The sequence below is a fragment of the Microcystis sp. 49638_E5 genome (assembly GCF_021300285.1).
Classification (GTDB): Bacteria; Cyanobacteriota; Cyanobacteriia; order Cyanobacteriales; family Microcystaceae; genus Microcystis; species Microcystis aeruginosa_C.
In genome coordinates, this window is the sequence record NZ_JAJTDH010000023.1 from 1 (window position 1) to 24252 (window position 24252).

Consider the following 24252-nt stretch of genomic DNA (forward strand, 5'->3'; position numbering starts at 1 on the left):
GGTTTTTGTCTTCTTCTTCACTTAAATCAATTTTTAGAGGGGCTGGCAAGGTTTTATTCCTCCTCCATAAAGGGTTCTCTGCTATTTTATAAGTTTTTTCGCCTACCTACTTAACTGATTACTGTTCACTGATAACTGACCCCCCCCTGATTCCTCAACCCCGATCGCTACCTGCTGTTAGAATAGAGAATTGCGGTCAGACTGACGATAAAATTGAGAAGCTAAATCCTTGATTCTTAATAGTTGTTGAGAAACTTTCCGCCTACTATCGAAATTGTCCGATAATATGGGCAACAGCGAGTTAGTCTATTCAGTCTGTTAAAATTGACCCCCGTTGGTCGTATTCGCGCACTGTCTAACCTTTATGATGAGGATCAGTTAATATGGAATCAATGCAACCGACCGAGACCAAAAATCCGATTAGAACAGATTTACCCGGCTCTCTGAGCAAACCCAGCAGCAGCACCGAACAGATTTGGTCTGAATATGTAGAACCCGTTTGGGATTCGGTGATGTCCTATCTGGCTAATGTCCCCGATTATATCGGTAGTTTCTTCTCTGGATACAAAAAACCTTTAATCGTTCTGGGGGCAATTTTAGCGAGTTTTGTCACCGTGAAAGTTACCCTTGCGGTTTTAGATGCGATCGATGATATTCCCCTCCTTGCTCCTATCCTACAATTAGTTGGGATCGTTTATACTGGTTGGTTTGTCTGGCGCTATCTGCTCAAGGATGAAAATCGTCGCGAGTTATTAGCCGAAATTGATGCACTAAAAGCGCAAGTTTTTGGCAGTCACAATAACACTTTATAGATAGAATCAAGCATAAAAAACAAAGGAGTTGAGTGTTTCCGCTCAACTCCTTTGTTTTTGCACAACAGCTTACACTAGAGTTCTTGCATAAGTAGGGTTTGCGGCAAAAAGTACGGGCGAAGCATTCGGATAGAAAATCTCCGGTTTCACCGATAGGTTATTGCCCGAATGCTTCGCCCCTACAGGACGCGGGCCGATGAAGACGCAAGGTTTTGAAGCACGATTCTCTCAAAATCTTGCACTTGTTTCGCGAGAAAAGCCACAAAACCGCTACCTTGCCTACATTTCACATTTATTCAGCAAACCCTAATTAATTTTTGAGAGGGCAAAAATGAGAAAAATAGGCATAAAATTGCCTAAAATCCCTAAATAGAGCATTTAATTGATTAATGCTTATTCTTAATTCTCCTGACTCGGAGAATACTGACTCCTAAGGGACTTGCGCTTTGATAATGTACCTTTTGGGCGAACGCAGTTCGCCCCTACATTGTGGACAAAATCCGTTACTGTAGGGGCGCAATGCTTGCGCCCTCCGATCGATCAGGTTTGCTGATCACCCTAAGTAGGGGGAGAGCCTTCGAGATGTTAGGGACTTGCGCTTTGATAATGCGCCATCTGGCTGGTCTGGTTCTTCTACAGAGCGATTTTCTGGCTGGGATATTATTCCTACGCAAGTCCCTAACCCCACCAACAAACTTTTTGCCGCAAACCCTAGCTTAACACCATAGTTCGGGAACCCGTACCGATCGAGCCGTTGTCAGGGGGCCTCGTATTTCGGTAAATTAGCACTCGGAAGGTAAGAGTGCTAATCTGGAAAAGACACTTACCCAAATACAAGACAAACGGAGGATATTCCATGGCTGCAGTCAGCATCAACGTAACAACTGTTAAACCCCTAGGCGATCGAGTTTTCGTTAAAGTTAGCCCCAGCGAAGAAAAAACCGCCGGTGGTATTTTCCTTCCCGATGCCGCGCAAGAAAAACCCCAAATCGGGGAAGTCGTGGCCGCCGGGGCTGGCAAACGCAACGATGACGGTAGCCGCACCCCTGTGGAAGTGGGTGTGGGTGACAAAGTTCTCTACTCCAAATATGCCGGAACCGATATCAAACTTGGTGGCGAAGAATACGTTCTCCTCTCCGAAAAAGACATTCTCGCCGTCGTTTCCTAATCATCTCCCCTTGAAAACCCCTATTTTGCACGAATAACGAGACATTATGGCTAAATCTATTATCTACAACGAAGATGCCCGTCGCGCCCTAGAAAAAGGCATGGATCTTCTGGCCGAAGCGGTAGCCGTCACCCTTGGCCCCAAAGGTCGTAACGTCGTCCTCGAAAAGAAATTTGGCGCACCCCAAATCGTCAATGATGGCATCACCATCGCTAAAGAAATCGAACTGGAAGACCATATCGAGAACACCGGTGTGGCTTTAATTCGCCAAGCCGCCTCAAAAACCAACGATGTAGCGGGTGATGGTACAACTACCGCCACCGTTCTCGCCCACGCTATCGTTAAAGAAGGTTTACGCAACGTCGCCGCCGGTGCTAACCCGATTTCTCTGAAAAAAGGTATCGATAAAGCTGCCGATTTCCTCGTCAGTCAAATCGCCAAACACGCGAAACCCGTAGAAGACTCCAAAGCGATCGCACAAGTGGGTGCTATCTCTGCCGGTAACGATGATGAAGTCGGTCAAATGATCGCCTCGGCCATGGATAAAGTCGGCAAAGAAGGCGTAATTTCCCTAGAAGAAGGGAAATCGATGACCACCGAACTAGAAATCACCGAAGGGATGCGTTTTGACAAAGGTTATATCTCTCCCTACTTTGTCACCGACACCGAGCGCATGGAATGCGTTTTTGAGGATCCCGCTATTCTGATTACCGACAAAAAAATCGGTTTAGTACAGGATTTGGTTCCCATTCTCGAACAAGTTGCCCGTCAAGGCAAACCCCTAGTAATTATCGCCGAAGACATCGAAAAAGAAGCTTTGGCAACCCTAGTGGTTAACCGTCTGCGCGGTGTTCTTAACGTCACTGCGGTGAAAGCTCCCGGATTTGGCGATCGCAGAAAAGCGATGTTAGAAGATATCGCCGTTTTAACTGGTGGTCAAGTAATCAGCGAAGATGCGGGTTTAAAACTGGAAACCACTAAAATTGACAGCTTAGGTACGGCCCGCCGTATCACTATGAACAAAGATACCACCACCATCGTCGCCGAAGGCAACGACGTGGCAGTGAAAACCCGTTGTGAGCAAATTCGCCGTCAAATCGAGGAAACCGATTCTTCCTACGATAAAGAAAAACTGCAAGAACGTCTGGCTAAATTAGCCGGCGGTGTGGCAGTGATTAAAGTCGGTGCCGCTACGGAAACGGAAATGAAAGACCGCAAATTGCGCCTAGAAGACGCGATTAACGCCACTAAAGCAGCCGTAGAAGAAGGTATCGTCCCCGGGGGTGGTACTACTTTAGCTCACCTCGCTCCCCAATTGGAAACCTGGGCTAAAGAAACCCTCCAGCATGAAGAATTAACCGGTGCTTTAATCGTTTCTCGCGCCATTGCTGCCCCCTTAAAACGGATCGCTGAAAATGCCGGCCAAAACGGTGCAGTTATTGCCGAACGGGTGAAAGAGAAGCCCTTTAATGTCGGTTATAATGCCGCTACTGGTGAGTTCTCCGATATGTTTGAGGCGGGTATCGTTGACCCCGCTAAAGTGACTCGTTCTGCCCTACAAAATGCCGCTTCTATCGCCGGTATGGTTTTAACTACCGAGTGTATTGTGGTGGATAAACCCGAAAAAGAAAAATCCGCTCCTCCCGCTGGCGGTGGTGACTTCGACTATTAATAATTAGTCTGTTTTTTCTTGACTCGATCACTTAAATGCGATCGAGTTTTTTTTGATGAAAAAATATCACTTCGGGTTAATACGGAGTGAAACCCAACCACCGAGGATCTATTACCCTCTCCCTAAAGGAATCGCACTTGGCACGACCAGAAACTGCCCGATGTTGCCTACCACTTTCTAGCCGTTTTGTCAACACCCTATAGATTTAAATATCATACCAGACGGTAAATGATGACAAAATCTAATCAATGGTCGTACAGAAGAGACGGCTGCTATAGAATTAAGGCAATCTTTCTGAACTTTTTTAGAAATCATGAAAACCTTACCTATGTCTTTGGTGTTAGCGGGAATTAGTAGTTCATTTGTTCTAACGGGGGGGGGTAAACCCTGTCCGCGCGGCAGTTCTGATCGGGAATCTCCCAGAAACGAATGATGATGATAGTAGTGGCATTAGCACCAGCAACGTAAAAGCGCTCGCCTTTACCCTGCCCGCGGGTAACAATTACAGCCTCGACAACGCCATCCTGCGACTCGGTGGCTACGCTACAGGAGAGACTCCCCTCGTCCAGATCCGCAATGATGTCGGGGGTAGCGATCCGGGCAGTACCGTCCTCGCCACTTTCACCAATCCTACCCCTCAAGGACTGGGAGTCTTTAACTACACCTTCACTCCCACTGGCCCCCTCACGTTTGCCGCCGGTACTAAATACTGGTTATACGTTACCAGCACCAGTGGAGGTTTCAGCTGGAACGCCTCTGGTCCTAGCACAACCCCGACGGGCATCGCCACGTCATCGGGATACCGGTTGAGTAGTGGAGCGAGTTTCTCTCCCAGTACCGTTTTTAACAGTTTCCAGATCAACGCAACCGAGATAACCGGTCCGGTGGCCAGCACTCCCGAACCTGGTGCGATCGCGGCCTTGTCCCTGTTCGGATTGGGTTTACTGGGGGTTAAAGGTCGTCGGAACGAGGGATAAGTTGCCGTAGGTTGATTCATGAATCAACTCTCATAGCTGTAGGTTAGGTTGAACAGAGTGAAACCCAACCACCGAGGATTTATGTCGGGTTTCGTTGCCTCAACCCGACCTACGAATTTACTATACAAACGGGGAAACTTTTAAGGATTCGGGATCGATCGCACCAGCAGAGTCAGAATACTGGTTAATACTGCTACTACCACGGGAATAATCAACGATTTTGCTCCCTTAAGGTCGGATACATCCTTAATTAAAGCGTTCTGTGTTCCCTCTACTTTTTCCAATCGCCTATCAATAATCTTGAGTTCGGTTTTCACCTCGGCCATATCTACTTTTAGATCGGTGACATCTTTCTGTAAAGAGTCTAATTTTTCCGTGATATTTGTCAGGATAATTTCTAGGGAATCGGTGACGGGGGATTGACTCATCTGAATTTCCGGGAATATTCGATCGCCTAGTAATATTGTAGGCTGATAATCGTTGCCGTTGCCTCTGGATTGGTAATTCTGCCATCTTTCGGGAGTGATAGAATGCGAAGTATCCCCCGCAACAAGGAATTTAGTTTATGAGTCAATCGGGAGAAACCGTCACCTATTCCCTAGAAGCCATCCTGACGCGGATCGAGGGAAAGATCGATCGAATCGATGATCGCCTGACAAAACTAGAGGTAGGACAGGCAAAATTAATCGAGAAAGTCGAGGGAATGGATAAGCGGTTAGAAAGGCTAGAAAACGAACAATCGGGGCTAGTTAAGGATATATCCGATTTAAAAGGGGCGAAATCGCTGATTATCCCCGTAACCGTCGCGATTATTACCGCCATACTCACGGTTTTCCTTCGCTCTTTACCCTCTCCCTAGACAAATCGCGCCCGGCCTAGAAATTGCCAAGTCTAGCGGAACGATCGCCAGCTGGCGGGGGTTATGGAGATGGGCAGAAATTCCTTTTCCATTCGCCCGCAGGTAAGCTGTTGACTATCTAGGGTCTGCTGAATAAATCTAAAAACCTTGTTGGATAAGACTTTTAGACTTTTTTTTCCTCAAAAAGTGCCAGCCGTTGCGGGGATCGGGGGGAAAATTCAGGTACTTTTTCCCTGAAAATTAGGTAATTGACTACCTCAAAATCGGTAAAACCCCACACCCCACACCCCACACCCCACACCCTGCCCCCAGGAAAAGCTTTTTCAGCAAACCCTATCTAAATTACTGGTTAAGACTGTCTATGAGTGCCGGAGTTGGGAGCGGGGAGAGGTAGTTCGAGCATTTGTACTAAACTTTTCAAGACGCGGTTTCAAGGCAGTACAGCTTATCTATACCAGGATTTCGGCAAAACATGAAAATTATCGCCTACACCTATACCAATCCCCTGCTCGATAGTCCCCCCGATGCCTCGATTTGGGACCATTCTCCCGAACAAGTGTATCAGGATTTTGGCAATCGCTCACAACGGCAGCAACTGCTCCGCGATTGTCAAGAGACTCCCCCCCGACTGCTGATCCTGCGTCGCCTAGCAGAATTGGGAGACAATGGCACAGAAGTTAGCAAAATTTTACAATCCTTAGAAGCCCTCGACATAGATATAATTGCCCTAGAAGACCCAGATTATAAGCTGAATTTTGCCAAGATTCTGCAAGAAATATCAAAAAACGAACTAAGTAATCGTTTAAAAGTAGGTCACGCTCACAATCGTCTGCAAGCTTTACCTCCCCCCGGAAAAGCACCCTACGGTTATCGTCGTGGCAAGGAGCGTTATATACTCGATCGCAGTACCGCGCCGGTAGTCAAAGACTTTTTCGATCGCTTTTTGATTTCCGCTTCCCTGCGTTCCACGGTGCGCTATCTAGAAAAACGCTACGGTAAAAAGATATCGGTAGCTACTGCCCATAAATGGCTGACTAATCCCGTTTATCGCGGTGATTTGTGCTATCTCGGTCAAGATATTATCCCCGATACCCACACCCCGATTATCTCCCGGGAAGAAGCGGCCCAGATCGATCGCATCCTGAGAAATAATCGCAAATTACCCCCCCGCAGTGCCAGCGCCCCGCGTTCCTTAGCGGGTTTAGTCGTCTGTAGTCAATGTCAATCGGGGATGACGATTACCAAAGTGACAGCGCGAGGAAAGGGCCTAGAATACCTCTATTTGCGACCTTTGCAATGTCCCCGGACAAAAAAATGTTCGGCGATCGCTTATGAAAAAATTCTCAATAGCACAATCGAGCGCATTTGTCAAGACCTACCACCGACGATCGCTCAGATATCTTTACCGGATTTAGAGGGGATCAAACGGGGAATGAGCGAGGAAATAGGACAAAAAAACGATATTTTGTCCCAATTGCCCTCCCTAGAAGCGGCGGGAATTTTAGATCAAGAAACGGCTAATCTACGGGCCTATAAACTGAAAAACGAGATCGCGCAGATTCAAGGACGTTTAGACCAATTACCCCCCGATAACCTGACTATTATCGCTCGTGCCGTTGCTTTTCCGCAATTTTGGCGAGATTTATCGGAAATCGAGCGCCGTTTTTATTTTCGCGAGTTTATCCGTCGCATCGAAATCGAGAGGGAAACGGCTAATAATTGGCATTTACGTTTAATATTCGTTTTTTAACAATCTTGGACAATCTTAAAGTTAGCTAAAAATTGAGGAATGTTTGAGCGATCAATGCTAAGAAAAAGGCAAACAGCGATCGATCTCAACTATGAGCAATAACAAAAGATTAACTAGGTATAAAAAAGGGCGAAAATCCTCCCAGACAAAACCCCACCTTTATGATTATCACTATAATCAACCCGGGACGATGCCGGGGTTAATCACCATCGATGAAAATGCCGTTGCTACCGAGATATTTTTAATTAATTATAATTCTCAAAAAGCCACTATAGTTAATAATCTTTTACCTCAAGACTGTCTTAAATATTTATCCGATGATTCCATCTCTTGGGTTGATATCGTCGGTTTGGGTAATGAAGATAAACTGCAAGAGTTGGGGGAAATTTTTCATTTGCATCCCTTAACTCTTGAGGATATAGTCAGTATTCCCCAAAGACCAAAAGTGGAAGAATGCGAGAATTATCTTTTAATTATAGTGCCAATGGCCATCCTGATCGATCATCAGGGTTTTTTGTTAGAACAAATCAGTTTAGTAGTCGGGAAGAATTATATTTTAACTGTGCAGGAAGAAGGACAATACGATTCTTTGGAAGGAGTTAGGGAAAGAATCCGTTTAAATAAAGGTTCCATCCGGCAGCAAAAATCGGGTTATTTAGCCTACTCGATTTGGGATGCCATTATTGACGGTTATTTTCCTGTTTTAGAGTCCTACGGAGAAAGAATCGAGGAGTTAGAAAACGAAATTTTAGCTAGTCCCACGGAACAGACTTTATCAAAAATTTACCAAATACGTCAGGAATTACTCTCCCTGCGACGAGCAATTTGGCCGCAAAGAGACACCCTCAATGCTCTTTTACGCGATGAGTATATTGTCATCGATACAACCATTAAACCCTATCTAAGAGACTGTTATGACCATGTGGTACAAATCCTCGATGTTATCGAAAATTACCGGGAATTTGCCAATGGTTTAATGGATTTTTACCTATCTTCCGTGAGTAATAAAATGAACGAGATTATGAAAACTTTAACGGTAATCTCGACGATTTTTATCCCGCTCACCTTCATTGTCGGTATTTATGGCATGAACTTTAATACTGATAAATCCCCTTATAATATGCCCGAATTAGAATGGTATTGGGGCTATGTATTCGTCTGGGTGTTGATGCTAACCGTTGCTTTCAGTTTAATCATTTTCTTTTGGCGACGCGGCTGGTTTAAGAACCTATCGACAGTGAAGAAAAGATAAACTGTTAAGCAGATTAGACAGACTGGATTACCTTGCCGGCATCTAGCAAGAGAAAATGGCTATCACAGAGAAATTAATAATTTAGTGTCTGCGGTATTTTTTAACACTTTCAGTTGATGGCTTCTAATTTTGTCCAACCAACTATAGTGCTGGTTGTGACATTGATAGACGATATCGATGTCACCAATCTCTAACTTAACCTGAGCCAAGTAGTTTTCTAGTTCGCTAATTTTCATAACCGATCTCGCTTGCGCTGAAGGACATCAACCCTAAACCAAGAATTATCCCTAAAGGATAGGGGTGACTACAGTTACTATTATAGGCCGACCATAAGTAGGTAGGCACAATTATTTGTAGGATGGGTTAGCGGTAGCGTAACCCATGCGGGCGTTGGGTTTCATGCTTCAACCCAACCTACGTTCATTTTATATTTAATTCCACCCAGGGTTAGATGATATCGGCGAAGTTTCTTTCTAGTCGTCTAGGGGTCAGCGCCATGACTAGGTAAAAAAGCTTATTTACCCATAATCGCGCCAAGTCAATTGAGCAAGCGGTCGATAAAATTTCCTTATTATCGATTTTAGACGAGTTACTGAAATTGGCACTAACCGTTAATTATTTTGAGGAGTTTCAGCAATTTTTTGAACAATGGTCTCAATAATTTTCTGGATTAAATGAACCAAACAGAGGAAAAATGAACGAATCATTGATGATATTCAATCCGCCAGGCTACGATCGAATTATCTTAATCTGTAAGGGGAAGTTGCCAAAAAGGAGACAATTGTGCGACGGGGAAGACATAAAATTTTTATCGGGATGGCCCCGGGGGTCGGGAAAACCTACAAGATGCTGGAGGAGGGCCATAGCCTCAGAAAGCAGGGAACTGACGTGGTGATTGGACTGCTGGAAACCCACGGCCGGAAAGAGACCGCCGCAAAAGCCGAGGGGTTGGAAATTGTACCGAGAAAAATCCTAGAGAAAGAGGGAGTCACTCTCTCGGAAATGGATACAGAAGCGATTATCGCCCGCTCACCGCAGCTGTGTCTGATCGATGAATTAGCCCACACGAATGCACCAGGTTCGGAGCGAGAGAAACGTTTTCAGGACGTGGAGATAATTTTATCTCAGGGAATCGATGTTTACTCGACCGTGAATATCCAGCATATTGAGAGTTTAAACGATCTGGTTGCCCGAATCACTGGGGTGGTGGTGCGGGAGCGAATACCCGATCGAATTTTGGAGGAAGCTGATGAAGTGATTGTGGTAGATGTTACCGCCGAAACCCTAGAAGAAAGATTATTAGCGGGAAAAATCTACGCTCCCGAAAAGATCGAACAATCTTTAAATAATTTCTTTCAACGGCGTAATTTAATCGCCCTCCGGGAACTGGCCTTGCGCGAAGTGGCCGATACAGTAGAAGAAGAAGCGAGTAATTCCACAAAATTTATCGGTCAATCCTGTCCCGTTCACGAACGGGTATTAGTCTGTATTTCCACCTATCCCAACTCTTTACGATTATTACGTCGGGGAGCGCGGATAGCGGGGTATATGAACGCGGAATTTTTCGTGATTTTCGTCGATAAACCCGAGCGCTTTCTCACGAAAGAGGAGGCTTTACATATCGAAACCTGCGAACGTTTATGTCGGGAATTCGAGGGGAAATTCTTACGGGTTAAAAGCTATCAGGTGGCGGCAGCGATCGCCGAAGTGGCCGAACGGGAACGGATCACCCAGATTGTGATCGGGGAGAGCCTTCAATCGCGCTGGAAGAATTTCATCAAAGGTTCTTTCACCCAAAAACTCATGCGCCTGATCTGGCAGAAAAATATCGATCTTCACATCATCGCCACCGATCCAAAAGTACCAATTAAAGACGCGCGAGGCAAGGGGGTGAAAAGGTGACTACCTGACTTGAAAGAGGGTGTAGGGTGTAAGGTGTGGGGTGTGGGGTGTGGGGTGTAGGGTGTAGGGTGTGGGGTGTAGGGTGTAGGGTGTAGGGAAGGAAACCTCGGGACTTTCTGCCACTTCCCCAGTCCCCCTCTCAAATCAGCAACGCCCTCTGGGATGATATTCTAGGAGTTAATCTTTAATGCAAATCCGTTGTCACTTAAGGGAGTTAACTCATGCAGGTAAATAATCTCGGCTTTATCGCTAGTATTCTATTCGTCCTAGTACCCACTGTTTTCCTCTTGATTCTGTTTATCCAAACCAGAGAGGAAACCGAGGGTTAAATTCCTTTTTTATCTCTCAATCCAAGCTTTTGGGGGGTTCTACCCCCCAAACCCCCCGTTGGGGGCGTGGCGCCGCCCCCAAACCCCCCGCGCATTAGTTTTTCGGTGGGATGCTTACACGCAGCTGCCAATACATCTGTCATAATTTAACAGTCACTCCCCTTGCAGAAGTGCCTCTCCTGATATGTAGCCTATACTCAGCGGATTTAGTATAACCTATCGGTGAAACCGGAGATTTTCTATCCGAATGCTTCGCCCGTACTTTTTGCCGCAAACCCTATTTAGTATTACAATCGATCGGATTTGGCGGATCTGAGTTTTTGTCCCTTTTGAGTTTCTCGATTTCTCGTTGATTGGCTTCCCGGTCAGCAGCCACCCATAATTGTTTATCTTCATCCCACTTGGATTCCGTGTATATTGCTTTTTCCCAAAAGCAGGCCGATTTAATTTGTTTTGGATTAAGACCCTCGGCTCCGTTGAGGATGGCTCCGTTGAGGTTAGCTCCGTCGAGGTTGGCTCCGTTGAGTTCGGCTCCGTCGAGGTTGGCTCCGTCGAGGTTGGCTACGATGAGGTTGGCTCCGTTGAGTTCGGCTCCGAAGAGGCCGGCTTCCTTGAGGTTGGCTCCGAAGAGTTCGGCTCCGGTGAGGTTGGCTCCGATGAGGTTGGCTCCGTTGAGGATGGCTCTGTTGAGGTTGGCTCCGATGAGGTTGGCTTGGACGAGGAAGGCTCCGTTGAGGTAGGCTCCGATGAGGTTGGCTCCGATGAGGTTGGCTCCGTTGAGGTTGGCTCCGTTGAGGTTGGCTAGGATGAGGTTGGCTTCCCTCAAATTTGTCTGGCTTAAATCAAGAATTTTAGTTTTATTAAAGTAAGTTGTTTCAGCCAAATTATCCCCAGCTTGGTCATTCTCAACTTTACGCCGCCCGATTACCGTTAAAGCGGCCTGAACTGGAATACTCACGGAAGGGAGTTTTTCTAGGGCCTTCTGTCTTTCCTCTGGCTCCAGTTGTTGAATATTCGAGGGAATGGGGGAATTTTTACGAATGTAGGAAGTCAGGACTTCCATAATTGTCCATTGATCCTTGGGAGAATCTTTGGCAATTCGCTCTAGGGAATAAATGCCGCCAATTACCACCTCCTCTTTACCACTACCGATTTGCTCGACAGCTTTCGAGAAGCGCTCAGTGATGAGACGTTCCTGAATCAGTTGTATTTCCGCTTGAGAATTGAGATAATTGACAAAAAGTCCGATTCCTGCCGAAAGGGTAGCAATTAATCCCAGGGCAGAAATAATCGTTTTGACCACATCAATGGCAAAGGTGCGGCTGTCTTTGTCTTCACGGGCAAAAAGCCCCGGTATTTGCTGAAATAGCCAGAAGGGAAAGATTAGCAGTTTCCAAGCAACTCTGACAAGAGACTGGAGCGATAGCAACAATCTTTTAATTAGCCTTTTTCCCCCGCGATAGGGCATCTTTAGATTCCAAGCAAGAATCGCTCTGGGATGTTGGCTAAAATATTCTTTCGCTTGCTGCCAGTCATCTATCTCATTGCCTTCTTTACCCGATGCCAGCCGTTTTTGATAAAACTGGTGAGCCTTGATCTGGTGCAATTCTAAAGGAATTCGTGGTGATTTTCTCGGAACCATGCAGCGTTTTCCCCACCAATAGATGGATTTTGCCAAGGGACTGAGGGACTGACAAAACTGTTTTCGAGGTTGGTTGAAAAGAAGTAAGTAGGTAGGCGTTAAAAGTTGTCAGATGCCCCCCTTATTAAGGGGGGATTAAAGGGGGGACTAAGGGGGGATCGGCACCCCCCTTATCAAGGGGGGCAGGGGGGATCGAACCTAAAATCCATTTTTAATTTAATTTCATCGAGATTGCCAGTATAGACTAGAGCCTAACGTCAACCTTTGATCAAGCTGTTGGGCTACAATCCAGCAAGGACAAGAGAGCCTGTTTAGAGAATCGATCGCTTTAAGTGGTGTACTCGGCGTTAATTTTGACGTAATCGTAACTAAGATCGCAACCCCAGGCCGTACCTGTTCCCGAACCGTTACCGATACAGATAGACATTAAAACGGTATCTTCTCGTAAATAAGCCCCGCTTGCTGCCGCTTTCAGGTAATTACTGGCACTAGCTCGATCGAACGCCAGCGGTTGACCATTTTCCATCATCACGAAGTCGCCTAACTTGATTTGTAGGTCTTCTTGATGGAAGACAACCCCGGCCCGGCCCGCGGCCGCCGCAATTCGTCCCCAGTTGGGATCCCGACCGAAAACCGCCGATTTTACTAAGGAAGAACCGGCAATGGTGCGAGCAATCTGACGAGCGGACTGATCATCGGCCGCCCCCGAAACCCGCACTTCTATTAAACAGGTGGCTCCTTCCCCATCCCGGGCGATCGCTTTAGCCAAGTATTGACAAACTTCCGTTAACATGGCCTCTAACTTTTGGGCATCCCGGCCCATTTCTGTGATCGCTGTGGTGCGCGATTGACCATTAGCCAAGGCGATCAGACTGTCATTGGTACTGGTGTCCCCATCCACCGTAATCTGATTAAAACTTTTATTAGCCGCCCGACTTAACATATTTTGCCAGAGAACCGTCGATACTGCGGCATCACAGGTAATAAAGGAGAGCATCGTCGCCATATTCGGGTGAATCATCCCCGATCCCTTGGCAATTCCCCCAATTGTGACCGGACGACCATCGATAGTGGTTTGCAAGGCGATCGATTTGGGGACTAGATCCGTGGTCATAATCGCCCGGGCCGTGCTTTCGCCGCCATTTTCCGACAATAAACCCGCTAAGGTCGGTAAAGCGGCGGTTAACGCATCCATGCGAATCCGTTGCCCGATCACTCCTGTAGAAGCCAGCAAAATTGCATCGGCGGGAATCCCTAAAACTTGGCTCAAGGCGGCGGCACTATCGAGAGCATCTTGCCATCCAGCTTCCCCCGTGGCGGCGTTTGCTTGGCCGGCATTACACAAAATCGCCCTGGCGCTGGCTTTAGTTTGTAGGCGTTGACGGCAATAATCGACGCAAGCAGCCCGCACTTGACTGGTGGTAAAGACTCCGGCGGCGATCGCTTCTGTTTCCGAGACAATTAGGGCTAAATCGGGCAAACCGGACGGTTTTAGGCCCGCGGCCATCCCTGCGGATTTAAATCCTTTTGGGGCCGTGATCCCCCCCTCTATTTCCTGCCAATCGGCCATTTTCTCCCGTCTCCTACTCAAATTCGACACTCGATTATAGCAAGTAAAAAGCCAAAAATTAGCAAAGGGTTTGACCGTTTCGGGTTGGGAAGTGGGGAAAAAAGGCCGACGGCTGATAATTACTGGCTGCAAATTAGCCTAAAATACGATTAATTGACCAGGATTTTGGGGCGATAGTTTATGGAACGCGGTTTATTGTGGACACCTTTATTAATTCTGTTTATTTGGTTGGCTTGGAGTGGTTGGAATGAATACCAAAAAGTGGAAATCTATCGACAATGGGCGGAAAACTTCGATCGAGCTAAGTATGATATATATTCTGTCTTAGGTCAAAAAGATAAAATTATCACTTGGGGAAAACCAACTCGTAAGGGAGTGATTAATTTACAAACTTTTTCCCTAGAGGAGGTCAAAGAAATCCGTTTGTTAGTTAATAATCAAGTGGTGGATTTAGATGCTCTTCCCCCGCAGGGTTCCCCTTTTCTAGAATTTATTTTTAAGGAGGGATCGCCTGAAAAAATTCCTTTTACTGAAGTTGAATTGGCCAGTCGGTGGGCGAAATTTTTACAACAACAAATCTTAATTTAATGGCGATAATTTCTAGCGCAATCTTCCTGATCGCAGGATACCGATAACTAACCATAAACCGATAAAACTAGCTGTAGCAAATAATACGGTACTAATAATAGTTAATTGCCGAGATTGGGCGCTGGCTGTGACGATGGCAGCCCCGATAATTAAGGAACCAATAATTACACTAAAAGCTAGTCGATTGGCGGAATTATCTAAACTGCGACGGAGATTATCTAAGTCGCGAATTTTCAGATTAACATTTAAAGTTTCCGAGGTTAAACCATCTAGTAAAACTTCGATTTGACGGGGATATTTCAGGGAAAAAGATTTCAAGTCTAAAACTGTTCTTAGGGCAGTTTGTAGGGGAGTGCTACCGATTAACTGTTGTTCGAGAATATTAGTTAATAGCGGTTTGACTTCCTCGAGGATATTAATATCAGGATTAAATTTTCGGGCAGTTCCTTCTAGATTAGCGAGACTTTTGGCAAATAAACCTAAATTACCCGGAAGTTTAATTCTATTGCGACGGGCAATTTGCAAAAGTTCATAAACCACCTCACTAAAGTTAATTTGATTTAAATTGAGGTTATAATATTTTCGCAGCATCCGCTCATAATCCACCTCTAATTGGACTAAAGTAATCGGGACTACTAACTCGGACAGTTTAATAGTTAGTTGACTGCATCTTTTCGCATCTAAGTCAACAATTGCCAATAACAATTCTGTTAAAATTTGTTGAGTTTGTGGGTCTAATCTGCCCACCATACCACAGTCAATTAAAGCTACTCTACCATCGTCAAGATAGAAAATATTACCCGGGTGAGGATCGGCATGAAAGAAGCCATCAATATAAATTTGTTGAAAAAATGACCGAAACAAAATTCTAGTTATTTCGCTTTTTCTTTGGGAAATTGCTTGCTCAGTTGGCGGTCTAGAAACATCGGCCTCTAAAATTTGTTTTCCTTCTAACCATTCTAACACTAATAGCTTGGAATTAGTTAAGTGCCAATAAATTTTAGGAATAACTAACTGTTTTGGTTCTGACCACCGACTCTGGGTTAAATTATAGCGTAATTGGTCAGTATAATGACCTTCTTGAGTGAAATCTAATTCCGCATTGACTGCTTTAATAAACTCCTCTGCTAAGTTAACAACGTCGTAACTTTGACCAAATTCTGTGAGGGCAACTAAATCAGCAATTACCTTAATTAAGGCACTATCTTGGGCGACAATTTTTTCAATCCCCGGACGCAAGACTTTAATCGCTACTTCCTCCCCAGATAATAAAGTTGCCCGATGAATTTGCCCGATCGATCCCGCGGCGATCGGTTGGGGATTAATATATTTAAATACCTGTTCGATCGGTTTTGCTAACTGTTCGGTGATGACTATTTCTATATCTGTCCAAGCAACGGGAGGAACTTGCGCTTGTAGGGCAGTTAAAGCCTCGATATAATTAGCAGGTAGCAGATCGGGACGGGTACTAAGTAACTGTCCCAATTTGACATAAAAAGGCCCCAATTCCACGAGGATTTTTTTGAGAACTTCTGGGGTGGGAATCTGGGGATTTTCTGTTTTTCCTAGGGTTAAAACCCCGCGCATATAGTCCCAACCGTTGCCGAGAACTATCTCCAGGATTTCTTTTTGTCTTTGACTGGTTTGGGGGAGTGAGAACACGGTATTATCAGTTATCAGTTATCAGTTATCAGTTATCAGTGGGTAAGTTAGGTACTTATCGATGGGTGCATCCCACATTTGCAGAAATACCGATAATCAGCAATTATCAGTGACTCTTAAATTATTACAGATATATCAGCAGCTGCGTGTAAGCATCCCACCGAAAAACTAATGCGCAGGGGGTTCGGGGGAGGCGCTTCGTCCCCCGACGGGGGGTTTGGGGGGTAGAACCCCCCAAAAGCTTGGATTGAGCGATAAAACCGAAAGTAACGCCCGATTTTAGTAGGAAGTTTCCCTTAAAAAATCCCAACTTAGTAGATTTACAAAAATGAGATGTACCCCTTTCAGTTATCAGTTATCAGTTATCAGTTATCAGTGGGTAAGTTATCAGTGATCAGATTTGAGTTTTAAGTTAGCAGTATTAAATAGAAGTTTCCTACTGTCTTTTCACTGATTACTGTTTACTGATTACTGAAAAAGCTGGTAACTAATATCGATCCTATAACAATTTCTTTAATTTGGGATCGGTTTGTAAGTGCTTGAGAACTTGTTTAATATCTTGGGTACGATCTTTGTGGACAACGAGAGTCGCTTTACCGTCGCGAACAATTACCAGATCTTTTAAACCAATAGTAACGATCACTTCTTCCTCATCACTAGCATAGATAATAGCCCCTTCCGTGTCCAAACCGACATGATTGGCCAGTTCAATATTTTTGCCCTTTGCTTCTAGTAATCTTTCCAGAGAATTCCAATCTCCTAGATCATCCCAACCGAAATTAGCGGGTAAAACGTAAGCGAGTTGGGTTTTTTCCATCAAAGCATAATCGATACTTTTTTTCTCTAAATCCTCATAGGCAGCGATGCCCCGATCGATCAGAGGCTGTAAAATATTATTAGCGTGGGTTTTTAGCTCCTCTAAAACCACTTGTCCCTGAAAGATAAACATTCCGCTATTCCAGCTAAAAAGTCCCGTTTCTAGGAATTTTTCGGCCGTGGTGCGATCGGGTTTTTCCGTAAAACGACTCACTTTATAGACGGGTAAACCATTAAATTCGCCCTGATTTTCTCCCTGTTCGATATAACCGTAACCGGTGGAGGGATAATCGGGTTTAATCCCTAAAGTAACGATCGCTTTTTGGCTGACGGCCACTTCTACGGCCGCTTTTAAAGTGTTAATATAAGCCTCTTGATCACCAATATAATGATCGGCAGGAAAAAAACCGATCGCCACTTCCTTACCATAACGTTTTATCACTTCTAAGGTGGCCCAAGTCACAGCCGGGGCCGTATCCTTGCCCACCGGTTCCACTAATAGGTTACTCTCCGGTAAATCGGGGAGTTGTTCGCGGACACCATCAGCGATCGCACTAGCGGTAATTACCCAGAGATTTTCCCAACCTGCCGCTAAAGATAATAGACGATCGGCCGTTGCTTGTAAAAGACTGCGACCACTACCATCAAGACAGAGAAACTGTTTCGGACGCGCTAGACGACTGAGGGGCCAAAAACGTTCCCCTTTACCACCGGCGAGAATGACTGGAACAAGCGACTGATTCATAAAAATTGACACTTATCGGTTAAGTTGAACCGATTGTATCAGACGGCAGCGAGGGGTGAGCGTTTTCCCGACCCAAAGCTAAAAAGCGGGCAAATAACCCGCTTTCTAGCAAAAATAACCGAAATATTGCGATTAGAAATTCATTTCGGCCGCTTGTACTGTTTCCACTTGTTTTTTCTTAATCACTAAGAGGATTTGGCAGAGCATAATACCACCGAGGAATAAAACTAATCCTTTGATCCGGCCGGGATTTTGCAGGACAACTTCCGTCTCTTTTTGACCAAAACCGCCGACATTGGGGTTACTGGTTAAAAATTGTCCCACTTCGATGGCCTGACCTTCCGAGACGATTAATTCAGGTCCCGCGGGAATATTTTCCACCACGGGGCCAGCTTCGGAAGTGATGGTGACTTCATAACCACCGGCTTCGGTTTTGCTGATCTGGCTAATTGTACCTGCGGTAGAAGCTTTGAAAGCGTTATTATTGCTCGGTTCACCGGTGGGGTACACTTGACCGCGACCACGATTGGCCCCTAAATGCACAGCATATTTACCGAAGTGAATACCTTTATTTTGGCTAGGATCGGGGGCCAGGACGGGGAAAACGATTTCTTTGTATTGATCCCCGGGTAAGGGGCCGACGATAACCACGTTATCTTGACCTTCTTTGTAGGATTGGAAATAGACTCCACCGAGTTTTTCCTGCATTTCTTCGGGAATGCGATCGGGGGGCGCGATTTTAAAACCATCTGGTAGCATTAAGACTGCACCGACGTTTAAACCCCCCTTGGATCCGTCGCCTAACACCTGTTGACTGGCGGGATCGTAGGGGATTTTTACCACTGCTTCAAAGACGCTATCGGGTAATACCGAGTGGGGGATTTCAATTTCGGCGGGTTTTTGGGCTAAATGGCAGTTCGCGCAGACAATCCGACCTGTGGCCTCTCTGGGGGTTTCTGGGGCGGTTTGTTGCGCCCAAAAAGGATATGCTTGGGCAGATTGGGGGTTAATGACATCGCTGGTTAGGAGTAGGGAAACGGTAGCGATCGCCACGAGGACGGCTTTCACTAGGGCCTGTCTGTGGACTTGCGGGAAGCTTAAAAAGTTGAATGTTCTCATCTCTATCGGTTGAATAATTCCAAATCTCGTCACATTGAATAATCTAGGACCACCAGGGTTCTTCGCCGGTGCGGAAGTCGGTTTCCGTCCAAGTGGAGAAGACGACTTTATCATTATCGGTGACGTTGGCATGGGCGAGGGCTAAGGATAGAGGCGCTGGACCGCGAACTACTTTTCCTTCGGCATTGTACTGGGAACCGTGGCAAGGACACATGAATTTTTCTTCGCTGGCATTCCAAGGCACCACACAACCTAAGTGGGTACAGACGGCGTTAATTCCGTAGTTGGCCAGGGTTTTGTCCTCTTGGACGACTAAATAGGTGGGGTCGCCTTTTAAGCCTTGGGCTAATGTGCGATCGCCAGCGTTATGGCTGGTCAGAAATTGACTGACAATCACATCATTGCCTAGGGCATCTTTTGCGGTGACACCGCCACCCGTACCACCGGCCGAGGGGGGAATAAAATACTTAACAATCGGATACAAAGCCCCCGCTGCTACTCCGGTAATTGTACCAAAGGTCAACAGGTTCATAAATTGACGACGACCCAAATCGGGAACATCTGTACCGGAAACTTGACTCATTGCTCCTTATCTCCAAATGTAAATTTTTGTAAACTAATTCTCATCTAAGGGCGATTTTGTGCATCTCGATCAAGACGAAAACCCAGAGCTTAAAGAAGGTTTACAAGGGCTGTATTAGATTATTACAGATATTGAGTCACGGACAATTGCCACAGCCATCAGTTAATCTTTGCCCTCACTTCCCCAATTGTCTCAATGTCGGAACTGTGGTAAGAGATTGAAGATTGCTGCTTTGTGGGAGTTGGGAGAATGGGAACGGCAAAGCTGCCCCAAATGCGATCGCCATTAACGGTCATCAAAGAAATGACCATAACAACCTAGTCAAAATACTTTTCTAATTCTGCCTGAGTATGATACATTTGTTTGATGGAGATATAAAGTTTCGATAGCAAGGATAATCGTTGTCATGGTACAAAATCTTTACAGTATAGTAATGGAACTGACAGCACCATCGTCATCGACATTGCTGACTGTAGATCGTACTAGGAAAATACTTAATGATTTTGCCTATAATTTTGAATGGACACCCAGTGATAGCTTAGATATTCCATCAACGAATGATTTTGCCAATGCTCATCTTATTGTTGAACATGGATTAGAACATCAGGCTGTTATTACTTTTTTGAAAAGACCCTATGCCGACCTTAATTATACTCAGAAAAAAAATCTTTTGGGCATTTCCTATAATAATTTACTTGACTGGCATATTCAAGTTGAATCCGAGAAAATCCTTTATGTTTTTAACAGATGTAGCCCAGAAAAAATTGCAAAATCATATCCAATTTCTCGCGAAAATTTAGACAATCTCAGAAGCGGAGTATTTGAAGCCATTTCAGGGCAACGCCATCATCCTAATCTTCCTGCTTTGGATGATGCTTTGATTGAAACGATTTCATTCTGGAAGCGAAATCTATATGCCGAAATGGAAGAAAATATATCTAATCAACAGTTTTCGGCTTTGTTTAATGCTATTATTTTTACGAGAGCCGTTGAAGATAATTATCGCCGCTCAGATCCCCAAAGGTATGACGAATGTTCTAATTCAAATACCCTATTTGAAACCTTCTTAAAAAATAACAGCAATTCCTTAACCATTCGAGAGTCAATTCTTAAAACTCTTGAAGATTTTGGACAAACTAACATACCTGAGTATTTAATTGATCGCTCCTTACTCAGTGCTTTTGATAGTTTAAATACTCAAACTGTGAAAGCTTTGCTGCAGGATTTTTATAGAATTAAATCTGCAAGACCTTACGAATATGATTTTTCTCTCATTTCTAAACACGCTCTTAGTCGAATTTATGAAAGATATACCAGTATTTTAAGAGTTGAAGAATCCGATCAACTAAGCTTATTTCCCCCCCTACCAACAGAGCAGAGAAATAAAGCTTATGGAAGTATTTATACTCCTCAATTTATTGCGAGGTTTTTTGCTCGGTATCTACGGGAACAAATGCCTCCCATTGAATTTCAACAATTAAAAACGTTAGAACCTGCTATCGGTTCAGGAATCTTTGTAAGAACTTTATTAGAAATTCAGTGTGATCCTATGCAGGGAGAAGTTACAACTGAATTGATTCAATCAGCTTTTCAGAATGTTTTTGGATTGGATGTTGATCCTAATGCTTGTCAAGCGGCACTTTTATCTCTTTCACTTCTTCACTTAGTTTTGACAGATCAATTACCGTCACAATTATCCATTAAAACAGCAGAGTCAATTCAATACTATCAAGATCATCCCGAATTAAAAGAGAGTTTTAGTGCAGTTATTACTAATCCCCCCTTTGTTGCTTTGTCGGATCAAACAGAAGCAATGAGAAAAAGAATTGCACAATTTATGGGAGATGATGGAAGGGGAAGAATTGATTTATCTTTAGCTTTTATCAAAATAGCATTAGAAGTATTAAAACCGGGTGGTTATGGATTATTTGTTTTACCTCATAAATTTCTTTTGTCAAAAAGTGATGCTAAAATTCGTCAACTTATCACCCAAGAAGCTTGGATTCGTTGCTTAGTTGATCTATCTGCTATCCCAATTTTTGGTCAAGTAGATACTTACATTGTTCTTCTCATTTTTCAGAAGCGATTTAATGTACAACCAGAACCTTTAGCGACGATTTCTCATTGTCAAGAATTAGTGGGACGTGCTTTACAAGATGTTGTAGAAGGAAGGGAAGTAGAAAGTCAATTTTACAGTGTTTTTAAAGTTCCTCAAAATGCTTTTAATGGGGAAGACTGGTTGATCAAACCTCCTTCAATTGCTCGAATTCAACAAAAGCTAGAAACTTTACCAAAACTTTCAGAGTTTATGAATATTCGCGTTGGAGTGCAAACTGGCAACAACAAGGTATTTATTGTATCCAAATCTCATATTCCTAAAGGAGAGGAAGCTATTTTTATTCCTTATTTATCTGATCGAGAAATGGAAGTTTATACTACTCCTCAGAAAGTTAGTCAATATCTTTTTTATCCTTATTTTGAGGAAAAATTATTGGAAGAGGATGAGATTAGAAATAAATATCCCAAAACTTGGAAATATTTGTTACTACATCAAGAAATGTTAGAATCTCGTTACGCCGTAAAAAAGGAAAATAAATCATGGTGGCAATTAGATAGCCCCCGTTGTGATTATTTACTTAGACCTAAAATTATTAGTCCCCATTTGTCAATTATGCCTCGTTTTTCCCTTGATATTGAAGGCAAGTTTGCTGTTATTCGTTCCCCAATTATTTATCCTAAAGATCGTCAACTGGAGAGTGATTTACTGCGGTATTTTGTCGCAATTTTGAATTCTAGTATTTGCTATCGCTATATTTCTGAACATTCGCATAAATATGGTAGTGGTTACTCAATGTTAGAACCAAAAACGCTTTTAAAAACTCCTGTTCCTGATCCAACAAAAGTGTCATCCTTTGATATGTCTCAGCTTTTACGTCTTGTTGATCAGCGTTTTTTAGCATCAGGAAAAGAAGCAATTCAACTTGAAATTGAAATTGATAAAGCTGTCTCTAAGCTTTACGGATTTACTGAAGAAGATTGTTCTATTTATGGTGTATGAATACAAAAGATGAGAATTGAAATAAACTCTCAAGATTTGAACAAGCGTCGTCAATTAATTAAAAAGATGCTAAGTCCACTTGTTTTAAAAAATAATCTATTTGTTCAACCTGTTAGTAAAGGTGACGAATATGTTGCGTCTGTCAAAGATACTTATCAATCAACAACGAATCAATATACTGAGAGCCGTTTTAAAACTTTTGTCCCTGACTTACAAGCTACCTATTATGAAAGATGGTATAAAACCTATCAAGGCAAAAAAGAAAAATTTTATCTAGACCGTGCTTATCTTCATTTTTATATCATTGATAAAACCTTACCAGAACCAGCAGAAAAAGAATTTTGTTTACTTCATTGCGATCCTAATGAACCTGATGATGCTGCTCATGCTAAATATAAACAAAGCTTACACCTTCACATTGAATGTTCAGATGCTTCTTGGCCTCATTGTGATGTTTGGCCTCGCGCTCATATTGCACTTAATAATGGATATTCAGGTGATGTCCTAAAAGATATTGATTCTCTAACAAACGCAATGACAGAAGCTATACTTATGCTCAAAGAAGAAGTTTTAGCCGCGGTTAAAATCTTCGATTAGACTTCTTGGATAATTAATTTTTGAGAGTTCAAAAATGAGAAAAATAGGGATGAAGTTGCAAAAAATCTCTAAATAGACCCTTTATTAGAAACCGATGAAGAAACGGCAACTGCTCGGATAAACCAACAATTAGAAAGCTTGGGAGTAAACCTAATCTGATCAACACAAAAATATGAAAATTCCTCAAGAAAAACTCTCACAACTTTGCCAACATTGGCATATTCATAAACTTTCCTTATTTGGTTCAGTTTTACGAGATGATTTCACCGCAGATAGTGATATTGATCTGCTCGTTGAGTTTGAACTTGGTTTTACCCCTAGTTTTTTCAAACTTCATCAAATTCAAGAAGAATTATCTCAATTATTTGATGGACGTACTATTGATCTCGTTACCATCAAATCTCTTAATCATCATATTCGTGAGCGTGTTTTAGCAACAGCAGAGGTGTGTTATGTCGCAAAAAGATAATCAAGTGTATGTTGAACACATGATTGACACAGCAAATAAAGCACTTAGCTTTGTGGAAGGTGTCAGTCGAGCAGTATTCGAGATGACATTCAACAATAATCACGACAATTGTTGATTTTTACCAGAGGTTTATTTTTAACGGGGGAGAATGTCAACCCTCACTGCTAGACTCAACAGTATGGCCGACTTCGCTGATCCATTGGGCAATTTCTGCGCGGGATGCGGTGGTTTCTACCGTGACGATTTTATTGGCTACATCCACCGATATTTGGGCTGCTGGTTGCTGATTATTAATCGCTTTAGTAATGGTATTAGCGCAACCTTCACAGGCAATACTAGGCACTTTTAGGGTAATTGTCATTGTTGTAACTCCAGTAACTTTATAGCTAAAAACTAGCATAAATTGTCAGGGGTAGCTGATTTTTTAAGAGTTTATTTACCATTTCAGCACTGCCGCTTCGATCCCCTGTTCCCGACGCAGTTTACTATCTTTTTCTAGCCATTGAATGACCTGTTTATGGGTTAGTTCTTCTAGGGTTACTCCCGTATCTTCGGCGATTATTTTTAGTAAGCGTAGGGAAGAAATCGTTAAACGAGTCAGGAATTTTTCGGGAGAAGTCAAGAGGGCAGCGTCCACATCTGCGGATTCTTCTGGGGTTAAAAATTGTCTGTTTTCGATCAT

Annotated in this window: 24 protein-coding genes; 13 read left to right on the forward strand and 11 right to left on the reverse strand. The window is 43.8% G+C overall.

Annotated elements, in window-relative coordinates; genetic code table 11:
• Nucleotides 1-383 precede the first annotated feature (383 nt).
• The 4 genes from LW728_RS08585 (at nucleotide 384) to LW728_RS08600 (ending at nucleotide 4629) form a co-directional block, all read left to right on the forward strand.
• The gene (locus tag LW728_RS08585; RefSeq protein ID WP_002804204.1) at nucleotides 384-812 is read left to right on the forward strand and encodes a CAAD domain-containing protein; all 429 of its coding nucleotides are present in this window, start codon (nucleotides 384-386) and stop codon (nucleotides 810-812) included.
• An 856-nt stretch (nucleotides 813-1668) separates the two neighbouring features.
• On the forward strand, nucleotides 1669-1980 hold the full coding sequence (groES, locus tag LW728_RS08590; protein WP_002759486.1) for a co-chaperone GroES: 312 nt from the start codon (nucleotides 1669-1671) through the stop codon (nucleotides 1978-1980).
• Between the two features lie 46 nt (nucleotides 1981-2026).
• A complete protein-coding gene (groL, locus tag LW728_RS08595; RefSeq protein WP_002755764.1) occupies nucleotides 2027-3652 on the forward strand; it encodes a chaperonin GroEL in 1626 nt (541 codons plus the stop codon).
• Nucleotides 3653-4101: 449 nt separating this feature from the next.
• Nucleotides 4102-4629: a choice-of-anchor R domain-containing protein gene (locus LW728_RS08600; protein ID WP_287766349.1), complete on the forward strand. Its 528-nt coding sequence runs from the start codon at nucleotides 4102-4104 to the stop codon at nucleotides 4627-4629.
• Between the two features lie 140 nt (nucleotides 4630-4769).
• On the opposite strand, the gene LW728_RS08605 is transcribed toward LW728_RS08600, so the two are convergent.
• Entirely contained in the window at nucleotides 4770-5057 is a 288-nt protein-coding gene (locus LW728_RS08605) for a shikimate dehydrogenase (RefSeq protein ID WP_287766270.1), read from the reverse strand.
• A 137-nt stretch (nucleotides 5058-5194) separates the two neighbouring features.
• On the opposite strand from LW728_RS08605, the gene LW728_RS08610 reads away from it, so the two are divergent.
• The 3 genes from LW728_RS08610 to corA all read left to right on the forward strand — a co-directional run bounded on the left by LW728_RS08610 (nucleotide 5195) and on the right by corA (nucleotide 8490).
• Nucleotides 5195-5488, forward strand: a complete 294-nt coding sequence (locus LW728_RS08610) for a hypothetical protein (RefSeq protein ID WP_002759475.1) — start codon at nucleotides 5195-5197, stop codon at nucleotides 5486-5488.
• 472 nt (nucleotides 5489-5960) lie between these two features.
• Nucleotides 5961-7238: a recombinase family protein gene (locus LW728_RS08615; protein ID WP_287766273.1), complete on the forward strand. Its 1278-nt coding sequence runs from the start codon at nucleotides 5961-5963 to the stop codon at nucleotides 7236-7238.
• Nucleotides 7239-7329: 91 nt separating this feature from the next.
• Nucleotides 7330-8490 carry a magnesium/cobalt transporter CorA gene (gene corA, locus LW728_RS08620; protein ID WP_287766275.1) on the forward strand — a complete coding sequence of 387 codons (1161 nt, stop codon included), beginning with the start codon at nucleotides 7330-7332 and terminating at the stop codon, nucleotides 8488-8490.
• 62 nt (nucleotides 8491-8552) lie between these two features.
• On the opposite strand, the gene LW728_RS08625 is transcribed toward corA, so the two are convergent.
• A complete protein-coding gene (locus LW728_RS08625) occupies nucleotides 8553-8726 on the reverse strand; it encodes a hypothetical protein (RefSeq protein ID WP_002804198.1) in 174 nt (57 codons plus the stop codon).
• A 547-nt stretch (nucleotides 8727-9273) separates the two neighbouring features.
• On the opposite strand from LW728_RS08625, the gene LW728_RS08630 reads away from it, so the two are divergent.
• Together LW728_RS08630 and psbM are read left to right on the forward strand one after the other, a co-directional pair.
• Nucleotides 9274-10392, forward strand: a complete 1119-nt coding sequence (locus LW728_RS08630; RefSeq protein ID WP_287766277.1) for a universal stress protein — start codon at nucleotides 9274-9276, stop codon at nucleotides 10390-10392.
• A gap of 221 nt (nucleotides 10393-10613) precedes the next feature.
• Nucleotides 10614-10721: a photosystem II reaction center protein PsbM gene (gene psbM, locus LW728_RS08635; protein WP_002745897.1), complete on the forward strand. Its 108-nt coding sequence runs from the start codon at nucleotides 10614-10616 to the stop codon at nucleotides 10719-10721.
• A gap of 277 nt (nucleotides 10722-10998) precedes the next feature.
• On the opposite strand, the gene LW728_RS08640 is transcribed toward psbM, so the two are convergent.
• A complete protein-coding gene (locus tag LW728_RS08640; RefSeq protein ID WP_287766280.1) occupies nucleotides 10999-12363 on the reverse strand; it encodes a pentapeptide repeat-containing protein in 1365 nt (454 codons plus the stop codon).
• A 328-nt stretch (nucleotides 12364-12691) separates the two neighbouring features.
• Nucleotides 12692-13933: a bifunctional ornithine acetyltransferase/N-acetylglutamate synthase gene (gene argJ / locus LW728_RS08645; protein ID WP_002759624.1), complete on the reverse strand. Its 1242-nt coding sequence runs from the start codon at nucleotides 13931-13933 to the stop codon at nucleotides 12692-12694.
• Between the two features lie 180 nt (nucleotides 13934-14113).
• Between argJ and LW728_RS08650 the strand changes: the two genes are divergently transcribed.
• The gene (locus tag LW728_RS08650) at nucleotides 14114-14521 is read left to right on the forward strand and encodes a hypothetical protein (RefSeq protein ID WP_287766283.1); all 408 of its coding nucleotides are present in this window, start codon (nucleotides 14114-14116) and stop codon (nucleotides 14519-14521) included.
• Nucleotides 14522-14533: 12 nt separating this feature from the next.
• Here the strand turns inward: LW728_RS08650 and LW728_RS08655 are convergent, their stop codons facing one another.
• The 5 genes from LW728_RS08655 to LW728_RS08675 all read right to left on the reverse strand — a co-directional run bounded on the left by LW728_RS08655 (nucleotide 14534) and on the right by LW728_RS08675 (nucleotide 19757).
• Nucleotides 14534-16183, reverse strand: a complete 1650-nt coding sequence (locus LW728_RS08655; RefSeq protein ID WP_287766286.1) for an ABC1 kinase family protein — start codon at nucleotides 16181-16183, stop codon at nucleotides 14534-14536.
• 499 nt (nucleotides 16184-16682) lie between these two features.
• Nucleotides 16683-17744, reverse strand: coding sequence for a mannose-1-phosphate guanylyltransferase (locus LW728_RS08660; RefSeq protein ID WP_287766289.1), 1062 nt, complete (start codon nucleotides 17742-17744; stop codon nucleotides 16683-16685).
• Nucleotides 17745-17876: 132 nt separating this feature from the next.
• Nucleotides 17877-18863 carry a cytochrome f gene (petA, locus tag LW728_RS08665; protein WP_002754684.1) on the reverse strand — a complete coding sequence of 329 codons (987 nt, stop codon included), beginning with the start codon at nucleotides 18861-18863 and terminating at the stop codon, nucleotides 17877-17879.
• Between the two features lie 43 nt (nucleotides 18864-18906).
• The gene (gene petC, locus LW728_RS08670) at nucleotides 18907-19446 is read right to left on the reverse strand and encodes a cytochrome b6-f complex iron-sulfur subunit (RefSeq protein ID WP_002781457.1); all 540 of its coding nucleotides are present in this window, start codon (nucleotides 19444-19446) and stop codon (nucleotides 18907-18909) included.
• A 158-nt stretch (nucleotides 19447-19604) separates the two neighbouring features.
• Nucleotides 19605-19757, reverse strand: coding sequence for a hypothetical protein (locus LW728_RS08675; RefSeq protein WP_170863890.1), 153 nt, complete (start codon nucleotides 19755-19757; stop codon nucleotides 19605-19607).
• Between the two features lie 95 nt (nucleotides 19758-19852).
• Between LW728_RS08675 and LW728_RS08680 the strand changes: the two genes are divergently transcribed.
• From LW728_RS08680 to LW728_RS08690, 3 genes are all read left to right on the forward strand, one after another.
• Nucleotides 19853-22504, forward strand: a complete 2652-nt coding sequence (locus LW728_RS08680; protein ID WP_287766293.1) for an Eco57I restriction-modification methylase domain-containing protein — start codon at nucleotides 19853-19855, stop codon at nucleotides 22502-22504.
• Nucleotides 22505-22513: 9 nt separating this feature from the next.
• The gene (locus tag LW728_RS08685) at nucleotides 22514-23101 is read left to right on the forward strand and encodes a hypothetical protein (RefSeq protein WP_287766295.1); all 588 of its coding nucleotides are present in this window, start codon (nucleotides 22514-22516) and stop codon (nucleotides 23099-23101) included.
• A 172-nt stretch (nucleotides 23102-23273) separates the two neighbouring features.
• Nucleotides 23274-23570, forward strand: coding sequence for a nucleotidyltransferase family protein (locus tag LW728_RS08690; RefSeq protein WP_002754691.1), 297 nt, complete (start codon nucleotides 23274-23276; stop codon nucleotides 23568-23570).
• Between the two features lie 151 nt (nucleotides 23571-23721).
• On the opposite strand, the gene LW728_RS08695 is transcribed toward LW728_RS08690, so the two are convergent.
• Together LW728_RS08695 and LW728_RS08700 are read right to left on the reverse strand one after the other, a co-directional pair.
• On the reverse strand, nucleotides 23722-23970 hold the full coding sequence (locus LW728_RS08695; protein WP_002781454.1) for a heavy-metal-associated domain-containing protein: 249 nt from the start codon (nucleotides 23968-23970) through the stop codon (nucleotides 23722-23724).
• Between the two features lie 36 nt (nucleotides 23971-24006).
• Complete coding sequence (locus tag LW728_RS08700) at nucleotides 24007-24252, reverse strand: NDH complex assembly factor CRR9 (protein WP_002736270.1); 246 nt, start codon at nucleotides 24250-24252, stop codon at nucleotides 24007-24009.